Source organism: Chryseobacterium sp. HMWF035, from assembly GCF_003094695.1.
Lineage (GTDB): Bacteria > Bacteroidota > Bacteroidia > Flavobacteriales > Weeksellaceae > Chryseobacterium > Chryseobacterium gambrini.
Genome location: NZ_QEHP01000124.1, coordinates 22,965 through 43,441 on the forward strand (window position 1 = coordinate 22,965; position 20,477 = coordinate 43,441).

The following is a 20,477-nucleotide window of genomic DNA, read 5'->3' on the forward strand; positions in this document are numbered from 1 at the left end:
AACCTTGTTTTTCATTTACTGAGTCAAAGCTCCATTTTAATTGTAAAGTGGGGCTTTGACATGATTATTATAACTCTTTAATTCTTCTTAAGCTTTCAACTTGTCTTTGTTCGAAATCTAGTTGCATTTCATAATCATTTTTCCACTCAATTCTTGCCTTTTCACGTATAACTTTGAATTCGTTTTTATCAATATCTAAAGGATTATGTTCTTTTAGATTTTGCACCGCTTCTTTTTGCTTATTTATATAATGGAGCTGCATCTCATAATCATTTGGCCATTCAATTTTACTCTGTCTTTTTATGATTTCATTTGAATTTATATAATAATCATCATTAGCATTTATGTTCTGACCTGATAAGGGATTACTCGAGACATGTGATGATTCTATCAATTCTTTTATTTGTTTTAAATGATTATCTCTTTTTCTTTCCCAAATTGATTGATTAATTGGAGAGATTCCAAATTCTTTTTCAATTATATCTTTAAGCGAATTATATCTTTCTTTTTCATCGATTTTCATTCCGTGAATAGTTGGTATTACCCCTTTTACATCACTATATTCAAAAGGAGGTATTAATATTGGAATATGCATATTTGTTTTAACCCAAGTTGCTCCCATTTCACATAAACAGATTGTACTTGAGTAAAAATTGTTGGAAAGTATAAAAATGACTAGTATTTCATTATTTAGCTCATTTTTTAAGTAGGATAAAAAGTCTGTACCTAGTTTAACTCCATATCCTTCAAAAGATGAACAGAAAATCTTTTCGCTTGGAAGTCCAATTGTTTCTAAAAGATCAATAATTTTTTCTACATATTTGGAATCGAAGCTTGAATGGCTTATAAAGATTTTATTCATGTTTAAATTTATGATTATAGTTAGGGTTCAAATATAGTAAGATTTTTTCTCAATAATAGATACATTAAATTTGCAATATTTTAATGAAGATTAAAATATTAACTTTGCAGCATATATAAAACTATGAAAGATTTAATGGGGAAAGCCATTTGGGATTTTTATCACAACGAAAATCCTGAAGATCTGCAAACCGAAACTTCTATTTCCGAACTGGATGAACTTCCTGTAAAATATCTGTTCCGCGATTTTGACGGAATGAATACAATCGAGCAAAAAGCTCTGCAACTTGCAAAAGGAAAAACGTTAGACATTGGAGCAGGAGCAGGTTCACATGCTTTGTATCTTCAGAATGAAAAAAATCTGGATGTTACCGCATTGGATATTTCTCCGAAATCCATTGAAGTCTGCCAGTTAAGAGGAATAAAGAAAGCAGTTGCTGAAAATATGCTTCATTTTTCCGGAGAAACTTTTGATACGATTCTTTTACTGATGAACGGCACAGGCATTTTCCAAAGTCTTCATGTGATTGATATTTATCTGAAAAAACTTCACTCGCTTTTGAATCCGAACGGTCAGATTTTAATCGACAGTACAGATATTCTGTATATGTTTGATGAAGATGAGGACGGCGGTGTTTACATTCCTGCGGAAGGATATTACGGCGAACTGGATTATGTTGTTCATTATAAAGGAGAATCTGAAGATCCTATAAAATGGCTGTATCTGGATTTCAATACCTTAAAAAATGCAGCAGAGAATAATGGTTTTAAAATAGAAAAAGTGTTGCAGGAAGAGGATTCTTATCTGGCGAGGTTGACTAAGAAATAATTAGTTTTTCTCATTGCGATGAGCAAAGCGACGAAGCAATCTTTTTATTAATAAACTCATTTAAATTTTTTTACCACAAAAGAAGCAAAAGATTTAAACACTTTAGTTTCTTAAGTTTAATACTTAAATGAAAAAAGAGCATAATAGTTTTTAAAAATCTTTGATTTTTATTCTTTTGAGCGCTTTGATTATTCTGGAAATTCGCTTTAACATTATCTTTTGTCCCTTTTGCGGTTAATTTTGAAATTAGTTTAAACAACTTCAATCTTAATAACATAAATCAATCTTAATGTTTTAAATTTTAACCATTAAGATTCTGTTAAGGCTTTAAGAAATGTTAAGTCTGAATGTTATTTTTTAAGTTTAAGATTGCTTCGTCGCTTAAGCTCCCCGCAATGACAGTGAAAACAAAAAACCACATGAAATTCATGTGGTTTCTATATTTTAAATATTAAGATTATCCGATCTCAATACCGTTTTCAACATTGCTGTCATCCGGCGTTACGAAAGATAATTTTCCGTCCGGTTTTGTGGTTAAAAGCAACATTCCCTGAGATTCAATTCCTCTGATTTTTCTTGGGGCAAGATTCAATAAAATCATAACCTGCTTTCCAACAACTTCTTCCGGCGTGAAGCTCTCTGCAATCCCGGAAACTACAGTTCTTACGTCCACTCCTGTATCAACAGTTAGTTTCAGTAATTTATCTGCTTTCTCAACTTTTTCAGCTTCTAAAATAGTAGCTGTTCTTAAGTCGATTTTCATAAAATCATCAAAAGTGATTTCTTCTTTCATAGGTTTTGCGTTAGGATTTGTTTTTTTATTGTTTTGCTTGGTGTCTTCCAATTTCTGGATTTGAGCTTCGATAACATTATCTTCAATTTTTGAGAAAAGAAGAGATGCTTCGTTGATTTTATGACCTGTTTCAATTAAAACAGATTTAGTTTCAATAGTATTCCAATCAGATTTTTGAACATTAAACATATTCAACAATTTCTCAGAGCTGAAAGGCATAAACGGTTCACACAACTGCGCTAAAGCAACTGCAATCTGAGCTCCTACAAATAAAGAATGTGCCGCTTTTTCAGGGTTATCTTTTATTGTTTTCCATGGCTCTTCTGCCTGAAGATACTGGTTTCCGAAACGTGCCAAATTCATTAAAGCTGTTAAAGAATTTCTGAATTCATAGTTTTCTAAAAATCCTGAAATTTCTTTTGCTGATTTGTTAATTTCTTTTAGCTCAGGAGTGTTTACATCACCTTGAGGAACAACCCCATCATAATATTTATGAATTAACACAGCAACTCTGTTGATGAAATTTCCGAAAATTCCAACCAATTCAGAATTATTTTTCGTCTGAAAATCCTTCCACGTAAAATTATTATCTTTTGTTTCAGGAGCGGATGAAAGCAAGGCATATCTTAATACATCCTGCTGTCCCGGGAAATCTTCTACATATTCGTGCGCCCAAACCGCCCAGTTTCTTGAGGTGGAAATTTTATCGTTCTCAAGATTAAGGAATTCAAAAGCAGGAACATTTTTAGGCATGATATAATCTCCGTGAGCCTTCATCATAGCCGGGAAAATAATACAGTGGAATACAATATTATCCTTTCCAATAAAGTGAACCAGATCACTTTCCTCGCTTTGCCAGTAATCTTTCCAGTTTTTTCCGTTTTTCTCCGCCCATTCTTTCGTGAAAGAGATATATCCGATTGGCGCATCGAACCAAACGTACAGCACCTTTCCTTCCGCATTCGGAAGAGGAACCGGAACACCCCAATTCAGGTCTCGAGTCATGGCGCGAGGTTTTAACCCATCATTTAACCATGATTTTACCTGTCCGTAAACGTTGGGTTTCCAGTCATCCTTGTGACCTTCAATGATCCATTCATTCAGGAAATCTTCGTATTCATTTAATGGTAAGTACCAGTTTTTTGTGTCTTTCAAAATAGGAACATTTCCGCTTAACATGGATTTCGGATTAATCAATTCCGAAGGTGAAAGGGTAGTACCGCATTTTTCACACTGGTCTCCATAAGCGTTCTCATTGCCGCAGTTCGGGCAGGTTCCTACAATATATCGGTCTGCCAAGAATTCTCCTGCCTGTTTGTCAAAATACTGCTCAGACATCTCTTCCGTAAACTTTCCTTTTTCATAAAGAACCTTAAAGAAATCCTGACTGGTTTCGTAATGATTTTTAGAAGTTGTTCTGGAGTATTCATCAAAAGAAATCCCCAAATCTGAGAAAGATTTTTTGATAATCTCATGATATTTATCTACAATATCCTGTGGCGTAACCCCTTCTTTTTTAGCTCTTATGGTAATGGGAATTCCGTGTTCATCGCTTCCGCAGATAAACGCTACATCTTTCCCCAATCTTCTCTGAAATCTCGCATATACATCCGCAGGAATATAAACACCTGCCAAATGCCCTATATGAACCGGTCCGTTTGCATATGGCAATGCCGCCGTAATCATCTTTCTGTTTGACATTTATAGTAAAGTTTTAGGGTGCAAAGATAAGCATTATCCATGAAAATCGGATATTGTCTGTATTTTGAAGCTTTACGGGTAATTTGAAGATGTCAAATATTACATTTAGTTAAACGAATGTTTAACTTTTTGTTAATTTTAAACCAGTATTATGTATTGCATATTTTAATGTAATAATTTGAAAAATAAATATTTAACTTAAATGGATCGTTTAATATACATAAATTTATGTTAATTTTAAATAAATTTATCATAATTATAATTTTTTTATAAATTGCAACGCAAGCAGGAATGCTTATTTAACAAGAACGAAACTATATAAAAGAAATATTGTGAAAAACTTTACAACGGTATTAAAAATTGCGCCTGCATTTTTATTGGCAAGTACAATGATTCATGCGCAAACAAAAGACTCTGCTACGAAAGAGAAAAAAATAGAAGAGGTTGTTTTGATTGGGTATGGTAAACAGAAGAAAACGGATCTTACGGGGTCTATAACTTCAGTAACAGCGAAAGATTTTAATGGTGGTGCACTTTCTGCCGGACAATTGATTCAAGGAAAAACACCAGGTGTTCAGATTACTAATAGCAGTGGAGCTCCAGGATCGGGAACTAAAATTAGAATTAGAGGAACATCTTCATTGAATGGGGAAAACTCACCTTTGATTGTGATTGATGGAGTTCCGCAGGATTTCGTTGGAATCAATGGAATTTCAGACCCTTTATCATTAATTAATCCTAATGATATTGAAACGTTTGATATTCTTAAAGATGCTTCTGCAACAGCTATTTATGGAAATAGAGCTTCTAATGGTGTTATTTTAATTACAACAAAAAAAGGGACAGCGGGTAAATTTAAAGTTAATTTTTCTACTATGACATCTGTTTCTACGAAGATGGGTAATGTGGATGTTCTTAATGCTGATGAATATAGATCCTTTGTAAATGAGATTGCAAAAACAAATCCTGCAGTTGCTGTAAATGCATCTCGTCTTGGATCTGCCAATACAAATTGGCAGGATTTAATTTATCAGAATGCATGGGGAACTGATAATAATTTAGCTTTTTCAGGAGGTGTGAAATGGCTGCCTTATCGTTTATCTATAGGTTATAATGATCAGAATGGTATTGTTAAAACCAATTCTTTTAAAAGAACGTCTGTGGGATTAAATTTGAATCCAAAATTTTTAGACAATCATCTATCTGTTAATATTAATGCAAAAGGAACTTTTACAGATAATAGATTTGTAGATTCTGGAGTTATTAAAGCAGCTACCTATTTTGATCCTACTCAGCCAGTTTATTCAGGTAATCCAAAATATGGTGGCTATTATGAGTGGACCGATCCAAATAATACAAACACAGGGTTAAACGTTAATGGTACTTCGAATCCTTTAGGTCTTATAGATGGAATACATGATGTATCATCCGCTTGGAGAGGTTTAGGTAATATTCAATTAGACTATAAATTACATTTTTTACCTGATTTACATTTTAATGTAAATGCTGGTTATGATTATTCTAAAAGTGATGGCGCAAAAACAGTAAGTCCTATTTACAGAGCAGGAATTGCAGATTTGGGAACATACAATAATTATTCAATGGAAAAAAAGAATAAATTGTTAGAAACTTATTTTAGCTATCTAAAAACAATTAATTCTATCTCTACGACAATTGATTTAACTGCAGGATATTCTTATCAAGATTTTTATACTAGTATTCCGGGATCTATAACGTTTAAAGGAACTGGTCAAAATACTTCTACTTCAAATTTTGAGACCAAAAATGTTTTATTGTCTTTTTATGGTAGAGGAATATTTACAATAGCTAATAAATATATTATTTCTGCATCCATCAGAAGAGATGGATCATCAAGATTCTATAATGGAACAAAGAGTAATCTATGGGGTAATTTTCCAGGAGTTTCGGTTGCTTGGAAAATCAATGAAGAAAACTTCTTAAAGGATAAAGGTATTGATGCTTTAAAATTAAGAGCGGGTTGGGGAGTTACAGGGCAGCAAGAACTTCCTACTCTGGATACAAACAAGCCTAGAAATTATCCGGCATATGCAGCTTATAATATGAGTTTTGATGGAGCACAATATCAATTTGGAGATCAGTTTTTTTTCATGATGCGACCTGAAATTTATAATCCAAATTTAAGTTGGGAAACAACTACTACAAAAAATGCGGGTATCGATTTTGGATTCCTTAAAAACAGAGTTACAGGATCAATCGATATCTATCAGAAAGATACTAAAGATCTTATTGTAGATTCTCCGATTGCTGCGGGAGATTTAAGCAATCATAATCTTTTAAATGTAGGCAATATGCAGACAAAAGGTATTGAGGGTTCAATTACGATTATTCCTATTAAAAAAGAGAATACAACTTGGGAAGTGTCATTCAATGCTACACACTACAAATCAAAAATTACTAAATTGATTAATGGAGCAGATTCTACTTACAGAATTTTAGTAGGAGGAATTGATGGTGGCGTTAACAATACGGTTCAGGCACATACAGTAGGATATCAACCTAATGCTTTTTATGTTTTCCAGCAGGTTTATGATTCTAACGGTAAACCTTTAGATGGAGTATATGTTGATAGAAACGGAGATGGAAAAATTGATGTGAATGACAGATATTATTATAAATCCACGCAACCAGATGCTATTTTGGGATTCAATACAAAATTTACTCATAACAATTGGGATATCGGACTTAGTGCAAGAGCTGTTTTAGGAAATTATGTATATAATAATGCCGCTTCAAATAGTTCAATTCAGTCTTTAACTACCAATAATTATTTACAGAATGTGTATTCTAGTGCTGCTAATTACAGATTCACCAGCCCTCAGTATAATTCAGATATATTTGTAGAGAATGCATCTTTCCTCAGGCTGGATAATGTAAATGCTGGTTATAATTTTAAAGATGTTTTTTATAAAGGAAGTAACATTAGAGTATATGCAATGCTTCAAAACGTTTTTGTTATTACTAAATACTCTGGAATAGATCCTGAAGTTTTCGGGAATATTGATAATGGATATTATCAGATGCCAAAGGTGTATTCATTAGGATTTAACTTTCAATTTTAATTAAAATGAGACAATTTAAAACAAATATAATAGCAGTTGCAGCTTTATTAAGTATTTTTACTGCAACATCATGTGTGAATGATTTAGAACAGATTCCAATTACAGATGTTACTTCCGCCAGTGTTTTTACTGATTTTACAAACTATCCGATGGCTTTAGCTAAAATTTATGGTGGTTTTGCCAACGGAGGACAATCCTCGAATGGTGGAAATTCTGATATTAATGGTATCGATGGAAATTTTTCACAATATACGAGAGTTCTTTATACTTTACAGACTTTGCCTACTGATGAAGCGGTTATTGCTTGGAATGATGGAACATTACAAACAATTCATAAAATGACATGGGATTCTTCTAGTGAATTTATTGAAGGTGCTTATTATAGAATTTTTACACAAATAGCAACTAGTAATGAATTCTTAAGAAATGTAACTGATGAAAAGTTGGCAGCAAATAATATTACAGGAAGTAATTTAACTGAAGCAAAGTATATGAGAGCAGAGGTAAGATATCTTCGAGCACTATCTTATTATTATGCTTTAGACCTTTTTGGAAATGTACCTTTTGTAGATGAAAGTTATTTACCAGGATCTGTAACCCCTCCAAAAAGAATTACACGTGCAGAACTTTTTAATTTTGTTGAAAGTGAGTTGCTTGCAGTAGCTGGAGAGTTGAAAGATCCCAAAACTAATGTATATGCTAGAGCAGATAAGGCGGCGGCATGGTCATTATTGGCAAGATTATATTTAAATTCTGGAATTTATAACGGATCTAATCACTATACAGATTGTATCACATATTGTAATAAAGTAATTGCAGCGGGATATTCTTTAAAAACAAAATATGGAGATTTATTTTTAGCTGATAATGATAAAAATAATCCAGAAGTTATCTTACCAGTCGCATTTGATGGAATTCACATTCGTACATCTGGAGGGACAACATATCTTATCCATGCTGGCGTGGGTGGAAGTATGCCAGCTTCAAACTTCGGAATTAGCGGAGGCTGGGGAGGTCTAAGAACGACTAAGGCTTATGTAAACTTATTTTCAGGAACGCCGGCTGATCAAAGAGGTAATTTTTATACAAACGGACAAAGTTTAGAAATAAATGACTTGGGAGTTTTCACTGACGGTTATGGCTTTATTAAATTTAAAAATTTAACAAGTGGGGGGGTAGCTGGGTCTGACGCATCAGGAAATTTCTGTGATACAGATATTCCTATATTCAGGCTTGCTGATATTTATTTAATGTATGCTGAAGCTACTTTAAGAGGTGGAAGTGGAGGAAATATAACTACAGCACTAGGATATGTAAATGCATTAAGAACAAGAGCCGGTGCACCTACAGTTTCATCAATCAATACAGATTATATTTTAGATGAGAGAGGCAGAGAGCTAGGTTGGGAAATGACCAGAAGAACAGATTTAATCAGATACGGTAAATTTACAACAGCTTCATATTTATGGCCTTGGAAAGGTGGGGTAAAAGATGGTAAAGCGGTAGAAGATTTTAGAAATCTTTATCCTATTCCGGCTAAAGATATTATTGCGAATCCAAATTTAATTCAGAATCCTGGATATTAACAAAAAACACTTTTTTAAAATGAAACATTTATTTAAAATATTAGCAGTAGCTTTTATAGGTCTTTGGATTATTTCTTGTGAAAAGGATGAAGATCAGGCAATACTGAACGAAGTAAACCAAAGTAAACTTTCTTCAGACAAAACAGCAATTGTTTTAAGCGAAATCATATCGACTAATACTGCAATAAGTCTTAACTGGCAAAAAACTAAGTTTAATGTGGCAACTGTTACTAGTCAACAAATTGAATTTGGAATAAAAGGACAAAACTTTAAAAACAGTGTTACTTCTGATGTTGCAAGCGATGCTATATCCGCAAATATTAATCATGGCGGATTAAATACTATTATGTTTAATTTAGGAGCTACACCTGGTGTTACCAACAATATTCAGATAAGACTGAAAACTGCAGCAGGATCAGCATCTTTTTATTCAAACGTAATTGAACTTCAAATTACTCCGTATACTCCAAATCCGGATATTACATATCCAAAAATCAACGTACCAGGTAGCTATGCCGGAGCAGCAGGTTATGCAAATTGGACACCTGGAAGTTCACCTAACTTATTTTCACCTGAAAAAAATGATAAATACAGAGGTTTTATATGGATTAATACTGTAACAGGTACAGAAGATGGAAAATATAAATTTGCTATTAATCAGGATTGGCCAGGAAATAAGGGTGATGATGGTACACTTAATGGAAAACTAAAATTGGATGGAGATAATATTAAAGCACCTGCTGCAGGAACCTACTATATTAAAGTAGATTGGGCATCAAATACTTATTCTTCAGTTATTGCAAACTTCGGAGTTATAGGAGATGCTACACCGACAGGATGGTCTTCTGATACCGATTTTGTGTACAATCCGTCAACAAAAACTTATGTAATTAATTCTATTGCCTTAACGAGTTCAGGAGTCTTCAAATTCAGAGCAAATGATGACTGGGCAATGAAATTTCAACCAGCAAATGGCGATCAAACTTTAACATCAGGAACTGGAGTACAATCTTACATGAGCGCTGAAGGAACAGTAACAGGAGATCCTGGATATAAAGTTTCAGAGGCAGGAAACTATAAAATTGAGTTAGATTTACATAATTCAGCATATTATAAATTAACGGTTACTAAACTGTAATATTTAATAAATTAAAAACAGCAAAGTGTTGCTTTTCGGCAACACTTTCTTTATTTTTAAAGTCTATAAATAGTCATTATGAAGAAAATTACAGCAGGAGCAATCATGCTCTCTATGATGTTTGCGGGTGTTAATGCACAATCTTTAAAATCGCCGGATGGAAAGTTCGAAATGGATTTCCAGTTGAAACAGGGCGTGCCTTATTACAATCTTAAATATAACGGGAAAACGATCGTCGAAGATTCCAAATTGGGACTCAGATTATTTAAAGATACTTCAATAAAATTTGCCTCAGAAATTGCAAAACCGGAAGATGTAAAATTCGATCTCAACAACGGTTTTACCAAAGTAGACGAAAAGCGTGATGCTAAAAACGAAACGTGGCAGCCGGTTTTAGGAGAAAAGAAAAACTATATCAATCATTACAATGAATTGGCGGTGACGCTTAATCAGACTTCCACAGACAGAAATATTGTGGTGAAGTTCAGACTGTTTAATGACGGTTTAGGTTTCAGATACGAATTTCCTCAGCAGAAAAATCTCAACTATTTCGTAATCAGAGAAGAAGATTCTGAAATTGATTTCCCTACAGATATGAAATCCTGGTGGATTGTTGCAGATTATGACTCTCAGGAATACCAGTATCAGGAAACAAAACTTTCTGAAATTCCTGCAAGATGGCCAAAAGCTGCAGATGCAAACGCTTCGCAGACTTTAATTAAAAATGCCGTTCAGTCGCCGGTAATGTTGAAGCAGGAAGGAAAAGAGCCATTATACATCAATGTTGCTGAAGCTGCCGTTTTAGATTATCCGGCTTCTCACTTAGAAGTTGATGCACAGAATTTTAAATTAAAAACACATCTTACAGCAGACAGACAGGGTGCGAAAGGTTACATTCAGACTCCTTCTGTAACTCCCTGGAGAACCATTATCGTTGCTCCGAAAGCAGAAGAGGTGATGGATTCTAAAATGCTATTTAACCTTAACGAGCCAACAAAATATACCGATACTTCTTACATCCACCCAACAAAATACATGGGAGTATGGTGGGAAATGATCATCGGAAAATCTCAATGGGCTTACGGACAGCCGGAATCGAATGTACGTCTTGGTGTAACAGATTTTTCTAAACTGACACCAAACGGAAAACATGGAGCCAACAATACAAAAGTGAAAGAATATATAGATTTCGCAGCAGAAAACGGTTTTCAGGGACTTTTAATTGAAGGCTGGAATGTTGGTTGGGAAGACTGGTTCGGTCATTCAAAAGAATTTGTTTTCGATTTCATTACTCCTTATCCTGATTTCGACATCAAGATGTTAAACGATTACGCACATTCCAAAGGCATCAAACTGATCATGCACCACGAAACTTCAGGTTCTGCAACGAACTATGAAAGATGGGCAGACAAAGCATATCAGTTAATGAATAAGTACGGTTATGATGCCGTGAAAACAGGGTACGTAGGAGACATGATCCCAAGAGGAGAACATCATTATTCTCAGTGGACAATCAATCATTTCTACAGAATTGCTGAAAAGGCAAATGAATATAAAATTATGGTAAACTCCCATGAATCTGTTCGTCCGACAGGAGAAAGCAGAACATATCCAAACTACATTTCTGCGGAAGCAGCGCGTGGAACTGAATATGAAGCTTTCGGAGGAAACAATCCGGATCATCAGACCATTCTTCCGTTTACAAGATGGATGGGAGGTTCGATGGATTATACCCCGGGAATTTTCCAGACAAAACTGGATTACTATTTCCCCGGAGACAAGCGTTTCGTAAAAACAACTTTAGTAAAACAGTTAGCGCTTTATGTGGTAATGTATATGCCTCTTCAGATGGCGGCAGATTTGCCTGAAAATTACAAAAAGCATATGGACGCCTTCCAGTTTATCAAAGATGTTGCAGCAGATTGGGACGATACAAAAATTTTATCGGCAGAGCCGGGAGATTACATCATCACGGCAAGAAAAGCAAAAGGAACTGAAAACTGGTTCGTAGGTGGAATTACCGATGAAAACAAACGTGATTACACTGTAGATTTTTCTTTCTTAGACAAAGGAAAAAAATATGAAGCTACGATTTACGAAGATGGAAAAGATGCGGATTACATCAACAATCCTCAAAGCTATAACATCTACAAAAAAGAAATCACAAGCAAATCTAAAATTAATTTTAAAATGGTACGAAGCGGAGGTTTTGCCATCTCTATCAAACCTGTAAAATAATTTTAATAAACTAAACCTTACAGATTTTTCTGTAGGGTTTTTTAACACCTGTTCCTATGATAAAAAGAATTTTCACCCCCATTCAGATGCCATTTTGGTGGCAGGATCTGCTGTTTGCTGTTCCAAGAATAGTTTGCGGATATTTACTGACGAGCGACTTCGGTGCAGCAAAATTCGGTTTGCCGTGGTCTCCCGCAGACAATAATTTGAAATTTTTTGAAGTGGCTTTCTGGTTTCCGAATGATGTCGCAGAATATGGTGGTATTTTCGCCATGTTTCCTGCGTTTTTTGCTTGGATGGGAGCATTCAGTGAAGCAGTGGGCGGAATTTTTTTATTGTTAGGATTATTAACAAGACCTTTTGCAGTGCTTATTTTCATTACCATGTTTGTCGCTGCATTTTTTCAGCAGATGAATCAGGGAGTCTGGAATATGCTTCCTGCAATGGGAATGATGTGGGTGAGCTTATTTTATAGTATTTTAGGCTCCGGAAGATTTGGGTTAGATTATATAATTGCTAAAAAAATGATCCGATGAAAAAATTAGTATTTCTTATAATCTCCTGTTTTCTGATGTTCAGTTGTGTTCAGAAAGCCTATAAGCAGGCTGTAATTTATACAATTGAGATTCCGGATTCTGAAGGAGTTACCTCTGTAGGAATCAGAGGGAATGACAAACCTTTGAATTGGGATCAGGATATGGAGCTTAAAAAAATTAATAATAAAGGTTTTTATCAGGTAAAAGTCACTTATCTTACAGGATATAAATTTACTGAAGTAAAATTTACCCGCAACGGAGAATATGAACTTCAGAATATGCCTAATCGGAGAATTGAGTTTAATCCTTCTGGAGTTACCCAATACAAAGCCGTTTTTAATCAGCCACTAAAATAAATACTAAAATCATTCATATTATATTAAAAAAATATGCGTCATAAACTTTTTTACATAACAACGCTTTGTGCATCGTCTTTATTTTTTTCACAGATTCAGAAAGTAGAACCTGCATTCTGGTGGAAAGGAATGAAAAATCCGGAACTTCAGATTCTGGTGTATGGAAAAGATATTGTTAAAAACGAAATAGAGCTTTCAGACGGTGTTCAGATCAAAGATATTCAGAAAGTTGAAAATCCGAACTATGTTTTTGTAACCGTTAATACCAATGAAATTAATGTTCCTAAGTTTAAAATCAATATTAAAAACGGAAAGAAAAATATAAGTTCTTACACTTATGAATTAAAGCAAAGAAACCCTGATTCTTCAAACAGAGAATCCTACTCTTCCAAAGACGTGATGTATCTCATCATGCCCGATCGTTTTGCGAACGGTGACGAAAAAAACGACTCCAGCCCGAATTTAACCGAAAAAGCAAACCGAAATCTTCCTAACGGCAGACACGGAGGAGATCTGCGCGGAATCATCAACAATTTAGATTATATTCAGAACCTTGGAGCAACAGCAGTCTGGCTTACTCCCGTTAATGAGGACAACGAAAAAGTATATTCTTACCACGGATATGCACAGACCGATTTATACAAGATCGATCAGCGTTACGGAACCAACGAAGAGTATAAAGAACTTTCCCAAAAACTGAATCAGAGAAAAATGAAACTCGTAATGGATTATGTAACCAATCATTGGGGAGTTTCGCACTGGATGATCAAAGATCTGCCTACAAAAGACTGGATTCACTGGTTCAGTGATGGAGAAAATGGATTTAAACGTTCCAACTATAAAACAACCACCCAGTTTGATACAAACGCTTCTGAGGTGGATGAAAAATTAGCTTTAGACGGATGGTTTGATACGACAATGCCCGATATCAACCAGAAAAATCCATTGGTTTTAAAATATTTAACACAGAATGCAATCTGGTGGATCGAGTATGCCGAATTGGGTGGTTTTCGGGTAGATACCTATCCTTACAATGACAAAGATGCCATGGCAAAATGGGCAAAAGCCATTACAGATGAATATCCTAATTTTAATATTGTAGGAGAAGCATGGCTGTATTCCAGCGCACATATCGCAGCATGGCAAAAAGATTCTAAAATAGCAGAATTAGCAAACTATAATTCAAACCTTCCTTCTGTAATGGATTTTATGCTGTATTCTGATCTGCCCAAAGCCTTGAAAGAAAAAGACGGTTGGGATTCCGGAATGGTAAAATTATACAATGTTTTTACAAGCGATTTCCTATACCCGAATATCAATAACCTTTTGGTGTTTTTTGAAAATCACGATACCGAAAGATTTAACGAAGTTTTCAACGGAAATCCTGCAGAATATAAACTGGCAATGACTTTAATATCAACAGTTCGCGGAATTCCACAGTTGTATTATGGCTCTGAAGTGGGAATGCGCGGCGACAAAAACAAAGGGGGCGATGCAGACATCAGAAGAGATTTTCCGGGCGGCTGGAAATCAGATAAGATCAATGCTTTCAATCCTTCGTCACAGACTCCTGAACAAAAAGAATTTTACGATTTTACCCAGAAGTTGCTGAACTGGAGAAAAGGCAAAGAAGTCATTCATACAGGAAAAACAAAGAATTTTGTTCCGCAGAATAATGTTTTTGTGTATTTTAGATACAACGAAAAAGAAAGCGTAATGGTCATTTTAAATAATAATGATGCCGAACAAACGATAGACGTGAAGCATTTCGCAGAATCTCTGAACGGTTTTTCAAAAGGTAAAGACATCATTTCCGGCAAAGAATTTCCGGTAAAGGACAATTTTAAAATTCCTGCAAAATCATCAATGGTTATTGAATTGAATTAAAACACGGATAACCCAAATGTTTTCACAAATTCATACTAAAATCATTAGTGTCATTCGTGAAAAAATTAGTGTCGCTTGTGTTTAAAAATAAAATTATACATGAAAAAAACAACAATATTCTTTACATTCATCCTATTTGTATTGAGTTTTACATCCATTTCTGCTCAGTCAAAATTCGATAAAGAAAAAACAGAAATCGGAACCATGCTCGACGGATTTAATGTCGCGGCAGCAAAAGCAGATTTTAACACTTACTTTAATTATTTTGCCGACGAATCTGTTTTTATCGGGACAGATGCTACAGAAGTCTGGGACAAAAAAGCCTTTATGGTTTGGGCAAAACCCTATTTCGATAAAAAGAAAACATGGAATTTTACTTCCCTGAAAAGAAATATCTACTTCAGCAAAGACGGAAAACTGGCTTGGTTTGATGAACTGTTGGATACTCAGATGAAAATCTGCCGCGGTTCAGGAGTGGTGGAAAAAATCAACGGAATCTGGAAAGTAAAACAGTACGTACTCTCTGTAACCGTTCCAAATGAAGTTGTAGACAAAGTTGTCGCTGAAAAAGCACCAATCGAAGAGATGTTAATCCAAAAACTGAAGAAATAATGGCAGAAATGGTAGGAAAAGCAGATGCAGGAAAATTTGGAAAAGTAAAAAAGCCGAATTTATCCATGGCTCAGATTATCAATATGAGCATGGGATTTCTGGGAATCCAGATGGCTTTTGGTCTGCAAAACGGAAACGCAAGCCGGATTTTGGCAAATTTCGGAGCCGATGTACATGAATTATCATGGTTTTGGCTCGTTGCGCCCGTTACAGGATTAATCGTTCAGCCCATCATCGGTCATATGGGAGACAATACATGGAGTCCTTTAGGAAGAAGAAAACCTTACTTTTTAATCGGAGCCGTTTTATGCGCCATAGGTTTGGTAATGCTTCCCAATGCCGCTTCTGCAACACAAATGATGGCTGCAAACGTTTTACTGATGGCGGTTATTTTTCTGGCCATGATGGATGCTTCCATTAATGTGGCAATGGAACCTTTCCGTGCTCTGGTGGGAGATATGCTTCCAAAACATCAGGCGACGATTGGTTTTTCTGTTCAGACAATTTTGATAGGAATTGGAGCAGTGATCGGTTCGGATTTACCAAACTGGCTTACCAAACTGGGAATTTCCAACGAAGCTCCCAAAGGATTTGTAGCAGATAATGTTATCTATTCTTTTTACATCGGAGCAGCCGTACTTATAATATCAATTTTATATACAATTATTACCACCAAAGAATATTCTCCTGAAGAATTTGCTTCATTTGAAGGTGGAAAAGAAATCGCAGAAGAAAAATCCAAAATGTCGGATATTTTCAAAGATTTTGCCAATGCACCCTCCCAGATGAAAAAACTGGGAATTGTTCAGTTTTTCTCATGGTTTGCATTATTTACCATGTGGGTTTTTACAACCAGTGCTTTGGCGACGCATCATTTCGGGCTTTCCCCGGAAGATACCCATTCAGCGGAATTTAATAAAGCCGGAGATTTAACGGGAAGCCTGTTCGGAAGTTATAATTTCTACGCCATTTTCTTTGCGTTTGCATTAACACCGATTGCTAAATTTATCGGTAAAAAACAGACTCATGCGCTGGCTTTGGCAAGTGGAGGTTTCGGGCTGATTTCAATGTACTTTATAAAAGACATAAATTACCTCTGGATTTCCATGGTAGGATTAGGTTTTGCATGGGCAAGTATTCTGGCAATGCCTTATGCGATGCTTATTGACTCAATTCCACAAAAGAAAATGGGCGTTTATATGGGAATTTTCAATTTCTTTATTGTAATTCCTCAAATCATTAACGGAGTTTTTGGAGGACCAATTGTTAGCAGAATTTTCGGTAAAATGGCAATAGATTATATTGTAGTGGGCGGAATCTGTATGGTTTTAGGAGCTGTTCTCACTCTTCTTTTTGTTAAATCTGAACAAGACACCCCAAAAGAAATTGAAAAAGAAATTCAGCAGGTGCATTTCTGATAAAAAGAGAAATACTTCAGTTGATTTTCTAAAATTACCCAAGTTCGGAATAAAGATTATAAAAAACTTGTTTAAACTAATTTCAGAATTAACCGCAAAAGGGACAAAAGATAATGTTAAAGCGAATTTCCAGAATAATCAAAGCGCTCAAAAGAATAAAAATCAAAGATTTTTAAAAACTATTGTGAGCTTTTTCACTTATAATGATCAACTTTAAATAAAAAAATTATTAGATCTTTTGTGACTTTTGCGGTTAAATAAAAGTTTAAACAGACTTAAAATACAAAAATAATAGCTAGCTCATTCACGTTAAATTAAGGATAAGCAAAATTTAAACACTTCTTATCCCGAATTCAGGTTAATATTATAATATCTAAATCTACCAGATCCGGTAGATTTTTTTATTGATGACGGTAAAAAATCCAGAAAAACTTTAAAAAGACAATCCCAATACATGATTTTTAGCAAATTTTAGACGTCGTATTTTTATTCCGCTTTAAACTTTAACAATCAGTCGGTTATGAATTATTATGTTTTGATGAATATCGTAAAAAAGATCGGTTTTTATGGATTTTTGATAATTTTAGGGTAGAATTTTTACGAAAAAGTAAATCTGTCTCAAAATTAGTTTATACATTTGTATCGTTAAATACAAGCAAAATGAATAACTCAATTATTATTCTTGTCATTCTTGTCATTATCGGGTTTCGGTGATGGGCAATGGCTTGTGATAATTTTTGAAATTGAAATAATACAGACCATTCTCATCACGAGGATGGTTTTTTGTTTAAAAGATACACCAAAATAAAAATTAAAACGATATAGAATGTATTACAATGACGACAGTGTTCTCTTCTTTGATGGAGAATATGTAAAAGCAAAAGAAGCAAAGACCGATTTGTACGGTCAATCATTACACTACGGATACGCGGTTTTTGAAGGCATTAAATCCTATAAAACAGCCAATGGAACTAAAATTTTTAAAGCAGAAGAACATTATGACAGACTGAGAAAATCAGCAGAAGCAATGCATATGCCTTTCCATTATTCTACTGAGGAAATGGTAGAGGCTACTTATAAACTATTGGAAATTAATGATTTGAGCAATGCCTATATCCGTCCTTTAGTTATTTGTTCTCCCAATATGTCCCTTTCAAAAGGACAGAAAAGCTACCTTGTTATTGAAGCATGGAATTGGGATAACGGTTATCTGGCAAATAAACTGAGAATTATGACTTCTTCCTTTCAGCGCCCCAATCCGAAAGCATTTAAAATAGAAGCTAAAGTGAGCGGACATTATGTAAACTCTATTTTGGCGTGTCAGGAAGCAAAAGACAAAGGTTTTGACGAAGCGCTTGTTCTGGATGAAAAAGGAAATGTGGCAGAAAGCTCTGGCGCAAATGTATTCTATGAAAAAGACGGAAAACTATATACTCCCCAAAAAGGAAACATCTTGCCCGGGATTACAAGAGCCACGGTGTTCGAAATATGTAATCAGTTAGGGATTTCATACCAAGAAAAATTGTTTACGCCACAAGAAATGCAGGGCGCAGATGCGGCATTTTTCTGTGGAACTGCGGCAGAAATTGTTGCTTTGGAATCTTTGGACAATATCCCTTTCAGAATGAATTGGGAAGACAGTTTATCAGCAAAAATTCAGCAGGCTTACCGTCATTTGGTCGTAGAAGAAAGTTATTCATACCTGAAATCAAACTTACAAAATGCATAGTACAGAACTGAACAAATATTCCAAAACGCTTACAAAAGACCCGACGCAGCCTGCAACTCAGGCAATGTTTTACGGTATTGGTTTCCAGAAAGAAGACTTCGACAAAGCGCAGATCGGTATTGCAAGCATGGGTTACGATGGCAACACCTGCAATATGCATCTCAACAGCCTCGCTGAAATCGTGAAAAAAGGAGTAAAAGAACAGAATTTGGTGGGTTTAATGTTTCATACTATAGGAATAAGCGACGGAATGACCAACGGTACAGACGGGATGCGCTATTCTCTGGTAAGCCGGGATATTATTGCAGATTCCATAGAAGCTGTATGCGCAGGACAATATTACGACGGGCTCATCACCGTTCCCGGATGCGACAAAAATATGCCAGGTTCCCTCATTGCTATGGCAAGACTGAACCGACCTTCCATTATGGTATATGGCGGAAGTATTGCTCCCGGACATTACAAAGGTCAGGATCTGAACATCGTTTCTGCTTTTGAAGCTTTGGGAAATAAAATTGCCGGAAAAATTTCAGAAGAAGACTTTCAGGGAGTCATTCAAAACTCCTGTCCGAGTGCAGGAGCCTGTGGCGGAATGTACACCGCAAATACCATGGCTTCTGCTATTGAAGCTCTGGGAATGAGTCTTCCGTATTCTTCTTCCTATCCGGCGCTCAGTCGCGAGAAAAAAGAAGAATGTCAATTTGCGGGACATTACATCAGAATTCTTTTGAAAAAAGACATCAAACCTTCCGATATCATGACACCAAAAGCCTTTGAAAATGCTTTGAGACTGATTATGATTTTAGGCGGAAGCACCAATGCTGTACTGCATTTTATTGCCATTGCAAAATCAATAGGATACGATCTGACTTTGGATGATTTTCAGCGGATCAGCGATGAAACACCGTTTCTGGCAGACCTCAAACCCAGCGGGAAATATCTGATGGAAGACTTACATAAAGTAGGAGGAGTTCCGGCGGTGATGAAATACCTTTTGGATCTGGGACTTCTTCACGGCGACTGTCTTACTGTAACAGGAAAAACCATTGCAGAAAATCTCGAACATGTCACCTCCATTATTGAAAGAGAACAGGATATTATTCACGATATCAGAAATCCCATCAAAGAAACAGGACATATCAGAATACTCTATGGAAATCTTGCCGAAAAAGGTTCCGTAGCCAAAATCACGGGTAAAGAAGGAAACTATTTCAGAGGAACAGCCATTGTATTTGATGGCGAAAAAGAATTCATCAAAGGAATTGAAGACAAAAAAATCAAAGAAGGAAACGTTGTCGTTATCAAAAACGAAGGTCCGAAAGGCGCTCCCGGAATGCCCGAAATGCTGAAGCCAACTTCCGCTTTAATGGGTTCCGGCTTAGGAAAAAATGTAGCACTGATAACAGACGGAAGATTCTCCGGAGGAACCCACGGTTTTGTTGTAGGACACATCACACCGGAAGCATTTGAAGGAGGACTGATTGGTCTTATACAGGACGGAGACCTCATCGAGCTCGATGCAGAGAAAAATACCATCAATGCATTGCTGTCGGATGAAGAAATTGCAAAAAGAAAAGCCGGTTTTTATCAGCCTGAATACAAAGTGAAAAGCGGAGTTCTTTATAAATATGCCAAATCTGTGGCAGATGCATCGCAGGGCTGCGTAACCGACCTGTAATCACAATTAAAATT

Annotated in this window: 14 protein-coding genes; 12 read left to right on the forward strand and 2 right to left on the reverse strand. The window is 35.5% G+C overall.

The features are described from left to right. Positions 1-67: 67 nt before the first annotated feature. Positions 68-862, reverse strand: a complete 795-nt coding sequence (locus DD829_RS19100; protein ID WP_116548059.1) for a toll/interleukin-1 receptor domain-containing protein — start codon at positions 860-862, stop codon at positions 68-70. A gap of 123 nt (positions 863-985) precedes the next feature. Here DD829_RS19100 and DD829_RS19105 point away from each other — a divergent pair, with 123 nt between their 5' ends. Continuing rightward, complete coding sequence (locus tag DD829_RS19105) at positions 986-1,690, forward strand: class I SAM-dependent methyltransferase (protein ID WP_108411065.1); 705 nt, start codon at positions 986-988, stop codon at positions 1,688-1,690. A 457-nt stretch (positions 1,691-2,147) separates the two neighbouring features. On the opposite strand, the gene metG is transcribed toward DD829_RS19105, so the two are convergent. Next, positions 2,148-4,184 (reverse strand): methionine--tRNA ligase, encoded by a 2,037-nt coding sequence (gene metG / locus DD829_RS19115; protein ID WP_108411203.1) that lies wholly within the window; start codon positions 4,182-4,184, stop codon positions 2,148-2,150. 332 nt (positions 4,185-4,516) lie between these two features. Here metG and DD829_RS19120 point away from each other — a divergent pair, with 332 nt between their 5' ends. From DD829_RS19120 to ilvD, 11 genes are all read left to right on the forward strand, one after another. After that, positions 4,517-7,285 (forward strand): SusC/RagA family TonB-linked outer membrane protein, encoded by a 2,769-nt coding sequence (locus tag DD829_RS19120; RefSeq protein WP_116548061.1) that lies wholly within the window; start codon positions 4,517-4,519, stop codon positions 7,283-7,285. Between the two features lie 5 nt (positions 7,286-7,290). Then, positions 7,291-8,871 carry a RagB/SusD family nutrient uptake outer membrane protein gene (locus DD829_RS19125; protein WP_108409673.1) on the forward strand — a complete coding sequence of 527 codons (1,581 nt, stop codon included), beginning with the start codon at positions 7,291-7,293 and terminating at the stop codon, positions 8,869-8,871. Positions 8,872-8,890: 19 nt separating this feature from the next. Then, positions 8,891-10,009, forward strand: a complete 1,119-nt coding sequence (locus DD829_RS19130) for a SusE domain-containing protein (protein ID WP_108409674.1) — start codon at positions 8,891-8,893, stop codon at positions 10,007-10,009. Positions 10,010-10,087: 78 nt separating this feature from the next. After that, positions 10,088-12,247: a glycoside hydrolase family 97 protein gene (locus tag DD829_RS19135; RefSeq protein WP_108409675.1), complete on the forward strand. Its 2,160-nt coding sequence runs from the start codon at positions 10,088-10,090 to the stop codon at positions 12,245-12,247. 56 nt (positions 12,248-12,303) lie between these two features. Beyond that, the gene (locus tag DD829_RS19140; RefSeq protein ID WP_076393441.1) at positions 12,304-12,783 is read left to right on the forward strand and encodes a DoxX family protein; all 480 of its coding nucleotides are present in this window, start codon (positions 12,304-12,306) and stop codon (positions 12,781-12,783) included. Then, positions 12,780-13,139, forward strand: a complete 360-nt coding sequence (locus DD829_RS19145) for a hypothetical protein (RefSeq protein ID WP_116548062.1) — start codon at positions 12,780-12,782, stop codon at positions 13,137-13,139. Before DD829_RS19140 ends, DD829_RS19145 begins: the two co-directional genes overlap by 4 nt. A 33-nt stretch (positions 13,140-13,172) precedes the next feature. Continuing rightward, a complete protein-coding gene (locus DD829_RS19150) occupies positions 13,173-15,026 on the forward strand; it encodes a glycoside hydrolase family 13 protein (protein WP_108410647.1) in 1,854 nt (617 codons plus the stop codon). Between the two features lie 99 nt (positions 15,027-15,125). Continuing rightward, on the forward strand, positions 15,126-15,638 hold the full coding sequence (locus tag DD829_RS19155) for a nuclear transport factor 2 family protein (RefSeq protein ID WP_087710883.1): 513 nt from the start codon (positions 15,126-15,128) through the stop codon (positions 15,636-15,638). Beyond that, complete coding sequence (locus tag DD829_RS19160) at positions 15,638-17,056, forward strand: MFS transporter (protein WP_116548063.1); 1,419 nt, start codon at positions 15,638-15,640, stop codon at positions 17,054-17,056. Before DD829_RS19155 ends, DD829_RS19160 begins: the two co-directional genes overlap by 1 nt. Positions 17,057-17,882: 826 nt before the next feature. Beyond that, positions 17,883-18,785, forward strand: coding sequence for a branched-chain amino acid transaminase (locus DD829_RS19170; protein WP_108409157.1), 903 nt, complete (start codon positions 17,883-17,885; stop codon positions 18,783-18,785). Then, on the forward strand, positions 18,778-20,463 hold the full coding sequence (ilvD, locus tag DD829_RS19175) for a dihydroxy-acid dehydratase (RefSeq protein ID WP_108409156.1): 1,686 nt from the start codon (positions 18,778-18,780) through the stop codon (positions 20,461-20,463). Before DD829_RS19170 ends, ilvD begins: the two co-directional genes overlap by 8 nt. The last annotated feature ends 14 nt before the right edge of the window (positions 20,464-20,477 follow it).

Coding starts and splice junctions, on each gene's coding strand:
- DD829_RS19170 (WP_108409157.1), top strand. CDS start 17,883: ATGTATTACAATGACGACAGTGTTCTCTTCTTTGATGGAGAATATGTA.
- DD829_RS19155 (WP_087710883.1), top strand. CDS start 15,126: ATGAAAAAAACAACAATATTCTTTACATTCATCCTATTTGTATTGAGT.
- DD829_RS19160 (WP_116548063.1), top strand. CDS start 15,638: ATGGCAGAAATGGTAGGAAAAGCAGATGCAGGAAAATTTGGAAAAGTA.
- DD829_RS19150 (WP_108410647.1), top strand. CDS start 13,173: ATGCGTCATAAACTTTTTTACATAACAACGCTTTGTGCATCGTCTTTA.
- metG (WP_108411203.1), bottom strand. CDS start 4,184: ATGTCAAACAGAAAGATGATTACGGCGGCATTGCCATATGCAAACGGA.
- DD829_RS19135 (WP_108409675.1), top strand. CDS start 10,088: ATGAAGAAAATTACAGCAGGAGCAATCATGCTCTCTATGATGTTTGCG.
- ilvD (WP_108409156.1), top strand. CDS start 18,778: ATGCATAGTACAGAACTGAACAAATATTCCAAAACGCTTACAAAAGAC.
- DD829_RS19140 (WP_076393441.1), top strand. CDS start 12,304: ATGATAAAAAGAATTTTCACCCCCATTCAGATGCCATTTTGGTGGCAG.
- DD829_RS19100 (WP_116548059.1), bottom strand. CDS start 862: ATGAATAAAATCTTTATAAGCCATTCAAGCTTCGATTCCAAATATGTA.
- DD829_RS19105 (WP_108411065.1), top strand. CDS start 986: ATGAAAGATTTAATGGGGAAAGCCATTTGGGATTTTTATCACAACGAA.
- DD829_RS19130 (WP_108409674.1), top strand. CDS start 8,891: ATGAAACATTTATTTAAAATATTAGCAGTAGCTTTTATAGGTCTTTGG.
- DD829_RS19145 (WP_116548062.1), top strand. CDS start 12,780: ATGAAAAAATTAGTATTTCTTATAATCTCCTGTTTTCTGATGTTCAGT.
- DD829_RS19125 (WP_108409673.1), top strand. CDS start 7,291: ATGAGACAATTTAAAACAAATATAATAGCAGTTGCAGCTTTATTAAGT.